The sequence below is a fragment of the Helicobacter sp. genome (assembly GCF_022511165.1).
GTDB lineage: Bacteria > Campylobacterota > Campylobacteria > Campylobacterales > Helicobacteraceae > Helicobacter_C.
The window spans coordinates 19816-27918 of sequence record NZ_JAFLSB010000017.1 but is presented as its reverse complement, the minus strand read 5'-3'; the positions used below and the strand labels follow the sequence as shown (position 1 = coordinate 27918).

Annotated in this window: 7 protein-coding genes, 1 tRNA gene and 1 pseudogene; 4 read left to right on the top strand and 5 right to left on the bottom strand. The window is 37.7% G+C overall.

Annotated elements, in window-relative coordinates; translation table 11 throughout:
* The 3 genes and pseudogenes from J1E28_RS04005 to mobA form a co-directional block, all read right to left on the bottom strand.
* Window positions 1-386 (bottom strand): annotated as a pseudogene (locus tag J1E28_RS04005) (class I SAM-dependent DNA methyltransferase); the annotation flags it as partial.
* Between the two features lie 117 nt (window positions 387-503).
* On the bottom strand, window positions 504-1637 hold the full coding sequence (flhB, locus tag J1E28_RS04000) for a flagellar biosynthesis protein FlhB (protein ID WP_291026995.1): 1134 nt from the start codon (window positions 1635-1637) through the stop codon (window positions 504-506).
* A complete protein-coding gene (gene mobA / locus J1E28_RS03995; protein WP_291026992.1) occupies window positions 1627-2208 on the bottom strand; it encodes a molybdenum cofactor guanylyltransferase MobA in 582 nt (193 codons plus the stop codon). The genes flhB and mobA overlap by 11 nt, the downstream gene beginning before the upstream one ends.
* Window positions 2209-2352: 144 nt before the next feature.
* On the opposite strand from mobA, the gene moaA reads away from it, so the two are divergent.
* On the top strand, window positions 2353-3399 hold the full coding sequence (gene moaA / locus J1E28_RS03990) for a GTP 3',8-cyclase MoaA (protein ID WP_291026989.1): 1047 nt from the start codon (window positions 2353-2355) through the stop codon (window positions 3397-3399).
* 90 nt (window positions 3400-3489) lie between these two features.
* A tRNA-Phe gene (locus J1E28_RS03985) sits at window positions 3490-3565 on the top strand.
* A gap of 365 nt (window positions 3566-3930) precedes the next feature.
* Here J1E28_RS03985 and J1E28_RS03980 read toward each other — a convergent pair.
* Window positions 3931-4449, bottom strand: a complete 519-nt coding sequence (locus tag J1E28_RS03980; RefSeq protein ID WP_291026986.1) for a hypothetical protein — start codon at window positions 4447-4449, stop codon at window positions 3931-3933.
* A 458-nt stretch (window positions 4450-4907) separates the two neighbouring features.
* Between J1E28_RS03980 and J1E28_RS03975 the strand changes: the two genes are divergently transcribed.
* A complete protein-coding gene (locus tag J1E28_RS03975) occupies window positions 4908-5219 on the top strand; it encodes a thioredoxin family protein (RefSeq protein ID WP_291026984.1) in 312 nt (103 codons plus the stop codon).
* A 21-nt stretch (window positions 5220-5240) separates the two neighbouring features.
* Window positions 5241-7289 (top strand): alkaline phosphatase family protein, encoded by a 2049-nt coding sequence (locus tag J1E28_RS03970; protein WP_291026981.1) that lies wholly within the window; start codon window positions 5241-5243, stop codon window positions 7287-7289.
* On the opposite strand, the gene J1E28_RS03965 is transcribed toward J1E28_RS03970, so the two are convergent.
* Window positions 7273-8046, bottom strand: a complete 774-nt coding sequence (locus tag J1E28_RS03965; protein WP_291026978.1) for an SDR family NAD(P)-dependent oxidoreductase — start codon at window positions 8044-8046, stop codon at window positions 7273-7275. The genes J1E28_RS03970 and J1E28_RS03965 overlap by 17 nt on opposite strands.
* Window positions 8047-8103 lie beyond the last annotated feature (57 nt).

Genomic DNA, 8103 nt, shown 5'->3' with positions numbered 1-8103 from the left:
AGGTCAAAATTTCCACACTCCCTTTCCCTTAGATAATATAAAATACACTCGTGTAGGGCTTTGCAGTTTGGTTTTTCTTTGCTAAAAAAATCTTTAGAATTTGGCTTTTTAGCTTCGATAATAACTTCAACTTGATTATCTTTAAGCAAGGCGAGGTCAATAGCACTATTGCCTTTTGGATTAGCTTTGACTTCCGCCTCCTTAAAACCTAAATCATTTTGCAAGAATGGTTTTAAAATATTTGCAACAATGTAATCTTCACTCTTTTTTTTATTTTTATCAAATTTATTAAGATACTCTTGCACCTTCTCCTTAAAACCCTCAAAATCCTTTGTGTTAGGGCTTGTCTCTATAAAACTTTGAAGTGAAATTGGCTCAAATTCCATTTTTGCTCCTTTTTGTCTCACAGCGCACTTATTATAGCAAAGTAGCTCCTACAAAGCCTATGTGTTTATCTCTTAACCTAAATAGCCCAAACCACACAAGCTTATATAGCCTCTGCTCTAGTTTGCGCTTCTTTGATTAGCGCTTCTATTGACAGCGCGTTCAATCAATTTGCCTAGGCTGTCATCTCCCTCCATTGCATTAAGCCGCGCCACTTCGCTAAGCACCTGCACCACCGCGCCATAGAGTTCAGCAGGGATTATTTGGTTTAAATCAAGCTGTTTATAAATCGCTCGAGCAAGGGGTGGATTCTCAATAATGCGTATCCCATACTCTCTTGCTACACTTTTAATACGAATAGCCAGCTCATCTATGCCCTTTGCAACTAGAATCGGGGGCAGTCCCCGCCCATACTCTTTCTCGCTATATCGCAGTGCCACAGCATAATGCGTAGGGTTTGTAATCACAACAGATGCGTTAGGAATCTCCTGCATCATACGACTTTGGGCGAGTTTTTGCTGCATCCGGCGAATCTTTGCCTTAATCTCGGGGCTTTGCTCATATTGCTTATACTCGTCTTTCACTTCTTTGATACTCATTTTGAGGCTTTTTGTATATTGATATTTTTTGATGAGATAATCACTTACTGCCATAATAAAAAACAAAATCAAAAGCACCCCAATGAGTATGAGTGCCTTTTCTCTAAACCATAGAATCTGCACATAAAGCCCAGACATTGACACGCTTGGTAGCTCATCAAAAAAGCTCACAAATACCGCAAATCCCACGATAAAAGCCACAAATACCTTTAATGTAATCATAAAACCATCGAGCATTTTTTTGAGTGAAATCACATTCTTAATCCCACTAATAGGATTAATTTTTGAGAGCTTAGGCTTAATCGCCTTTGGAGAGAGCAAAAGCCCAAATTGCGCGATATTAGCAAGAATCCCCGTAATCATCAGCGCAAGAAAAAGCGGAGCAAGCATAATGCACACCTCAAGGGTAATGCTTAACATAATATCGCCTAGTAAGCGAACATCTACATCAAGATTTGTAAGGGTATTGATATATAAAAAAATTTTCTCGGCTCCATTTACCCAAAAAGGTATGAGCAAAAACATCAGCCCTAGCCCTACAAGCAAAATGAAAAAACCCGCAAATTCCGGGCTTTTGCTGACATTGCCCTCTTCTCTTGCTTTTTGAATCTTATGTGCGCTCGGGGCTTGGGTTTTTTCCTCATCATCTGCCATTACTTGCTCCTAATGCTAAAAGTTTTAATGCCTCTGCATAATGCTCTTGCGTATTGATATTTAAGCATTCCTCTTCTGTAGCAGGAATGCTGATGTGAGGGTGAGATTCTACAATATAATGCAAGGCATAAAGCTTAGACTTACGCGCTGCAAGGAGTGCATCAAGCAAACATATATGCCATTTTGCAATCAAATAATGCGCCTTTGTGCTTTGAGCATAGGCAATGGGTGCGTTTGAATGAGCGATATGCCACAAAGTCTGCTTGCTCACAAATGGCGTATCCACACTCACAAAAAGTATTTCTTGTGCTTTGAGCATTTCAAAGGCGTTTATCATTCCTATAAGAGGGGCAAAAACACGACTTTTTTCAATCAAAAATGGGGCTTGAAAAGTCCATTTATCACTCTTTTTTGCGCTAATATACACATTTTCGCATATATGGCTTAAGCGCGTAAAAACCCATTTACTCAAACTCTCCCCTCCAAAATCAATTTGCGTCTTATCTACGCCTAAACGAGAGCTTTTACCCCCCGCTAGAATCACGCACGGAATCTTTATCTTTTGTGTCAAGATTCACTCCCCCCTCTCCCTTAGCCCTTTGATTTAGGCGCATTATATTCTTTATGTGTGATTTTTTTTCACTCTATATATCATCATTGTAACTTATTTTGTATAATCACGCTTTTGTTTGACTTAGGGATTGTAGGGAAGGTAATGCTTGTAGATTCTTTTCATCGAACGATTGATTATATGCGCGTATCGGTTACAAAACAATGTAATTTTCGCTGCCAATATTGTATGCCAAACACCCCCCAATCCTTTGTAGATGAAAGTGCCTTGCCTCTGCCAAAAATGCTTACTTTTATCAAAATTGCTATTGATAATGGCATAAAAAAAATTCGCATTACCGGTGGAGAGCCACTTTTGCGAGCAGATTTGAGCGAGTTTATCGCGCAAATTTATGAATATGCGCCTCATATTGAAATCACTCTTACAAGCAATGCGTTTTTGCTCGAAAAATACGCCAAATCTCTCAAAGATGCAGGGCTTTCACGCATTAATATTTCTTTAGATTCTCTTAAAAATGAGCGTGTGCAGCTTATTTCTAAACGCGATGGATTGGAGCAAATTCTTAAAGGTATCTCTGCAGCTAAAGAATGTGGGCTTGGCATCAAGCTCAATATGGTGCCATTACGAGGTATTAATGATGATGAGATTTTAGATATGCTGCATTTTGCATATCATAATGGCTTTGGGATTAGGTTTATTGAATTTATGGAAAATATTCACGCAAAAGATGATTTAAAAGGACTAAGGGCTGCGGAGATTTTAAGCATTATCAATACGCATTACCCCACCACATTAGAAAAAAGCGACTGCTTTGGTCCTGCTAAGCTTTATAGCATTGCAAATTTTACTGCGCCTATGCAGAATCTCCCACTTTTTGCGCAAGATTCACTTACCCATCAAAGCAAAGATAGCACACAAAAACCCTTTATTTTTGGCATTATCTCGCCCCACGAAGATGATTTTTGTGCCTCTTGTAATCGCATTCGCCTCACAAGCGATGGGGTGATTTGCCCCTGCCTTTACTACCAAGATAGCGTATCACTCAAAGAAGCTATCTTGCAAGGTGATAAAGAGCAGATGAAAAAGCTTCTACTCCAAGCTGTCCAAAATAAGCCCGAAAAAAACCAATGGGGGCAGGATATGCCTAAAAACCTACATTCCACTCGTGCATTCTACTATACCGGCGGATAAGCAAAAAGGGCGAGTATCTCAAATTTAAGCGAAGTTTTAAAAGCCTTAGTGTATAATCCGCACTCTTATTTTTTGTGTTTATCCCCTTATGGCTCGATAGCTCAGTCGGTAGAGCAGGAGACTGAAAATCTCCGTGTCGGTGGTTCGATTCCGCCTCGAGCCACCACGATTACTTTTTTCTTTTCAAAAAATCCTTTATAAATCCCTGTTACACGAGTTTTTATAATATTTTTTGCTTTAAAAAATATATTAATTTACGATTTTTGTGCAGGATTATTCCTACTTTTACAAAAAATATAAGATAAAAAGCCCTAATGCCCCCTATCTCTATCTTTTTTCTTTGTAGTATTGTATTGTGCTTTAAAATCCTTAGATTCTACAAATTATGCGATTTTTGCTTGAGAGCTTCTTGTGTATTAAGAGAAGATTATTGTTGAGAGTTTTCTTTTTTTTGGAGGGAGAAGATTCAAGGGTTTTATCCTCTCCCTAATAAATATCTACAGAATCTACAAAAAGATGTGACTATTAAAGCTAGAAAAGGAACATATAGCGCAGTCCAAGCAGTGAGTATCCGCTTCCTAAAGCTAATTCAAAGCGGTGAGTTTGACTTATAGTGAGGCTTCCACCAAAACGCACATCAATCCCAAAGGCAGAAGCAGAAGCATACCAATCCTTACTAAAAACATTGAGATAGCCTAGCCCAAGTCCTGCAAATATACCATAGACAAACTTATCTTTTGGGTTAAAATCAAGTAGATAATCTGCTCCAAGCACCCCATATACGCTACCATAAGTGTATTTACCACCCCAATAGTTATAGCTTTTTTGCATATAGCTTACCTCAAATACACCCCGCACACCTTGTCGAAATTGATCTGCAATATAATATTTTTTTGGAAAATAGTGCATATAGCCTACAATACCGCCTACATCATAATCACCAACACCTCCTAGTCCTAATTGTATGCCTCCAAATATTTTGTCTTCTTTGCTCCAAGCTTGTGAACCTAAAAGCGCTAATATGACGCAAACCTTAAGAATCCTATACATTAAATAACCTCCAAAGTATTGTATTTAAGAGGTCGAAGTATATCGTTTTTTTTTTTTTTTTGTAAATACCTTGAATTTTTAGAATCTATTTTGGCATTTTATGAAAATTTATCTCTTCGCTTTCTTTGTTGCTTGCGGTTTTTTGGCAGAGGTTTTAAGTTGATTATGATTTTGCTCTGTCGCTTAAAGCTTACTAGTTGTTATTTCTTTTTGGTGTTATGATGACTGCTTTAGTAAATGCTAAAAACTGATAATTATGCAAAGTATAATGAAAATATCAAAATCAAGCAATCAATGAAATACGCTGTATAAGGTATTTAAAGCTTATTGTAATATTCCGCCTTAAAGCCACCATTGTCTCTTATATACCGCCCACTATTCTTTTATTTATCGTTGATTTTCCACCTGCATTTACAATCCCACAACTACAAACAAATTTTTATTTTTAAGGAGAAGTAATGATAGAGCATTTAAGTGCAATAGAATTTGATGAAAAAATCAAAAATGGTTGCGTGGTGGTGGATTTTAGCGCGCCTTGGTGTCCTGATTGTAGGCATATTGATCCTATGCTTGAATCTTTAATGACAGAATTTACGCAAGTGCGCTTTTATAAGGTAAGCTTTGATACGGAGCTTAGCCTCAAAGATAAATTCAATATTCGCAAGATTCCTACGCTTATTTTCTATAAAGATGGCAAAGAAGTGGGGGAGCGTTTGATTGAGCCTCGCTCCATAGATGCTATTAAAAATGCAATAAATGCTTTTTTATAATTACTTTTGAGGGATAAGGTAATGATTACCAGAAATACGCGAGTATATTTAAAATTTCTCTTATTTTTGTGGCTTATAGCTATTGCTATGCGCGTTGGCTTTTTGCTATGGCAGTGGGAAAATTTAGCGGCTTTTTCTTGGGCTGATATAGCAAAGGCTTTTTATATTGGTATTCGTTTTGATGGTCGTATCGCGGCATTGATGTCCTTACCGCTGCTGATATGTCTTTTTACGCCTTATATATCAAAATTTTTTGGTAGAGTGCGTCCATTTTTGCTTGGTTTTTATGCTCTTATATTTATCCTTTACATCATTATCTATATTGCTGATTTTGCCCATTATGCGTATTTGCAATTACGACTTAATTTTGCCGCTCTTGGATTATTAGAGGATACAAAAGAAGCTTTAGGAATGGTTTGGCAAACATACCCCGTCATTAAACTCTTGCTCTTGCTTGCTATTATCGTTTCTGCATTGGTATTTGTAAGCAAAATGATTCTAAGCAAATGGGAAGAAAAAGACACAAATCGTATTTCAAGCAAAATCACATCAGCCATTAGCACTTTACTAATCATTGTTATTTTGATATATGGGCAATACAGCATTGTATATTTTCCATTGCGTTGGAGTGAAGCCTATTTCACCGGCTATAATCAAATAACTGCCCTAGGACTTAATCCTCTCCAAAATCTTGCAGATACGCGCCCTAAAAGCTCTTTTATTGATAATACCAAACAAGCGCGTGAAGCATATCCTACCGCGGTAGAATACTTAAAGGTGCAAAATCCCGATATAGATTCTATGAATTATGGTCGCTTCTCAAAGGCTACAAATGGAGCTAAGCCCAACATCATTATCATTGTCATTGAATCTATGAGTACCCATAAAAGTTCGCTTATGTTTGATGAATTAGACACAACGCCATTTCTTGCCCAACTCGCCAAAAAATCGCTTTACTTTCCAAATTATTATGCCTCGGCTCGCACCACTGCAAGAGCAATGTTTTCTATCATAACAGGCATACCCGATGTCAATGAATATTTTAAAACAAGCTCGAGAGACCCCTACACAATGGATCAACATCTTGTATGGAATGATTTTGAGGGATATACAAAGCTTTATATGCTCGGTGGTAATGCAAATTGGGCAAATATTCGTGGGGTGATGAGCAATAATGTTGCTGGACTTAAAATATATGAAGAAGGATATTGGAAATCGCCTAGAATGGATGTATGGGGGCTTTCAGACAAAGACCTCTTACAAGAAGCCAACACTCTCCTTGAAGAGCAAAAAACTCCTTTTATAAGCCTTATTCAACTCGCAAGCTTTCACGCTCCATTTACCGTCCCTGAAGGTATGGCTGATTTTGATTATAGCATACCCGATGATGAATATCTCAAAAAATATGGCTTTGAAAATAGGCAAGAATATCTCTCTATGAAATTTTGTGATTATGCGTTAAAAAAATTCTTTGAAAGCGCTCAAAAATCATCATATTTTGATAATAGTATCTTTATCATCACAGGGGACCACGGAATGAGCCAAATTTCTCCATCTGTGAGCAAAACTTACTCGCAATTGGTTTTACACGAATTTCAAGTGCCACTTATTATCCACTCCCCAAAATTTTTCCCTCAAGCTCAAATAATGCCTCAAACAGGAGGACATATTGATATATTTCCAACAGCAGCTGGTTTAGCTGGAGTTAAAACTTACAATACCACTATGGGAAGGGATTTGCTTGATACATCTTTTGGGCAGGATCGATTTACTTTTATCCGCCGCCTCAATCGTCCGCCATTGCTCATAAGTAATGAATATTGCTTCTCTAATGAATGGAGCGGTGGGGTTCTCTATAAGCGTCATCTTAAAGATTCTACTCATAAAGATTCCACTGATTGGCAACCTGTGGGAGAGGAAGATGATAAGCTTTATGCAAAACTTCAAAAAATCAATAAAGATTTATGGGAAAGCGCTATATATATGCTTTATCATAACACCAAGGCACAAGCTGATAAAACCAAAAAAGCTTTTAATGAAGGAGATTCTAAACCTACAATCTCCCCATAATGCCTATTGCCTTTACAAGCAAGCGTTTTAAGGATAAGGGCAAGAAATCATAGAATCTTGCCCCAAAAGCCAACCACCAAGGAAACGCAACAAAACTCTTGCCTTTTTTAATCGCCCTATACATTTTTTCTGCTGCACTCTCAACACTCATTTGCGGAATAGCGGGGTGAATATAATCTGTAAGGGGCGTTTTGATAAAACCCGGACAAATCGTGGTAATACACACATCTTTTTGAGATACGCTTAAACTTTCAGCAAGGCTCTTTACAAACTGCTTTGAAGCACTATAACTTGGCGCATTTGGCAAAGAGAGCAAAGCAGCAATAGAGCTAATAAAGACGAGCTGCCCTCTGCTATTTAAAATTTTTTCTTGCTTTTGAAAAGATTCTAAAGCATAAAAACTCGCATAAGCTACCCCCATTGCATTGGTATGGCATATCTGCAAATGCTTTTGTATGCTCTCTTTTTCGCCCATTGCTACCCCAGCATTTAAAATAAGCACATCAAGGCGAGTAGCAAAAATAGTCTCACACCAACGTTTAGTTTCTAATTTATCACTCACATCAAAGCAATAAATATGCACTTGTGCTTGTGGATTAAGTGCTAAAATTGCTTCTTTTGTCTGCTCTAAGCGCATAATATTGCGCCCTGTAATATGCAAAGAGGTAGCCTCCTTTGAAAAACATAAAGCTAATGCCCTGCCTATACCACTACTTGCGCCGGTGATAGCTACTGAAAAAGAATTCAAAGTTTGCATACTCCCCCTAAGCTTTTTGCGCACACTCTAGCTAAAATGTGTTAATACAAACTCTGT